This window comes from Mycobacterium europaeum, from assembly GCF_002102155.1.
In the GTDB taxonomy this organism is placed as follows: domain Bacteria; phylum Actinomycetota; class Actinomycetes; order Mycobacteriales; family Mycobacteriaceae; genus Mycobacterium; species Mycobacterium europaeum.
In genome coordinates this window covers 1-1,609 of sequence record NZ_LQOU01000055.1, presented here as the reverse complement: position 1 = coordinate 1,609, position 1,609 = coordinate 1, and the positions used below count along the sequence as shown (strand labels likewise).

Annotated in this window: 1 protein-coding gene and 1 pseudogene; both read left to right on the top strand. The window is 74.0% G+C overall.

Features of this window, described 5'->3' with window-relative positions; all coding sequences use genetic code 11:
* Positions 1 to 338: pseudogene (locus AWC03_RS27670) on the top strand (Hsp70 family protein); the annotation flags it as partial.
* A 151-nt stretch (positions 339 to 489) separates the two neighbouring features.
* Positions 490 to 1,609: DUF7159 family protein (locus tag AWC03_RS23690; RefSeq protein ID WP_085243146.1), on the top strand; the 1,120-nt coding region annotated here is incomplete at its 3' end.

Here is a 1,609-nt window from a genome sequence, read left to right as displayed (position 1 = left end):
GGAGCCTCGTGGTGGTGGTCACCACGCAGGCACCGCCCGTCTACACCCCGCGGCACACCGCGCCGCCGTCGACCCAGCCGCCGACCACGACGGCCATGACGACGCCACCCCCACCGACCACCACGACCGAGACGCCACCCCCGCCGTCGACCACCACGACCACCACCACGACGGTGCCGATGACCACCGAGTGGATCCACGTCCCGCTGCTGCCGGTGCCCATACCGGTTCCGGTGCCGCAGACGCAGGCCCCGCAGGCGCCCCAGTACACGCCGTATCCGCAATACCCGCAGTACCCGGGGAACGCCCAGAATCCGTTCCTGAGCCCCGGCTACTAGTCCGGCGTCCGTCCTGGCGGGCACGCGGAAGAAGCGCGCCCGCGCCCGCGCGGGTAGCGTGGTGTCACCCGGTCGGGGCGGGTTCATCGGTGGTGGCCTCACCCCGGGCGGTGGAGAAATCAGCGCACACCAGCGGACTGTGGAGGCATACGTGGACATCGTGCTTGGGGTCTCAATGGCTCCCGAGACGGTCCGCCTGGTGGTCATCGAGGGGCAGGACGCCGACGGCGTCACCGTCGAACAGGACGAGTTCGAGGTGGCCGCCACCGGCGGGGGCTCGGTGGCCGCCGGTGCGGTCGACCAAGTGCTTGCGGCGATCGGCGGCACCCGCGAAGGCGCGCTCGCGGGCGGCTACAACCTGGTGTCGACGGGAGTGACCTGGACGGATCCCGCCGGCGTGGGCGCACTGCGGGATGCGATGGCCCGCAACGGCATGGGCAGCGTGATGCTGGTGTCCCCGCTGCTGGCCGCGGCCGCACTCACCCAGACCGTCGGTTCCGCGCTCGGCTACGAGCACATCGCGATGCTGTTCGTGGAGCCCGACACCGCGACGCTGGCCGTCGTGGACGTCACCGACGGTTCGATCGTCGACCTGCACCGCCAGCAGCTGGCCAACCCGCAGTCGCTGGTCGCCGAGCTGGCGACGATGGTCGCCGGCCTGGACACGCGGGGAGCGCGGGCGGACGGCGTCTTCCTGGTCGGCTGCGGCACGGATATCGTGGCCGTCAAGCCGGCGCTCGAGGCGGCCACCCCGCTCGAGGTGACGGCTCCGGAGGAACCGGAGATGGCCCTGGCCCGCGGGGCGGCGCTGGCGTCGGCGAACGCGCCGCTGTTCGCCTCGTCCACGGCCGCCCTGGCGTACGCCCTGGACCCGGGCACCGGAGAGGTGAGCCCGCGGCCGCTCGGCCCGGCTTACCTCGACGTGTGGGGCAACGCGGACCCCGGCGCGCTGGCCTACAGCGCGATCGAGGACGAGGACGAGGTGATTCCGCGCCGGCGCAGGCCCATGTTCCTCGCCGGCAGCGCGCTGGCCGCGATCGCGGCCAGCGTCGCCGGCGTGGTGCTGTTTTCGCTGACCTCCGACCGGCCCAGTGTGCCGCAGAACCCGCGGGTCAGCGTCGCCACCCCGGCCAGGCAGCTGCCGGCCCACGCGCCGAGCGCGCCACCGCAAGCGCAGCCACCCGCCCCGACTCCGCCACCGCCTCCGCCGACCGTGGTGGCCGCCCCGCGGCCGGCCCCGCCGGTCGCCGAGCAGCCCGCGCCCCAAACCC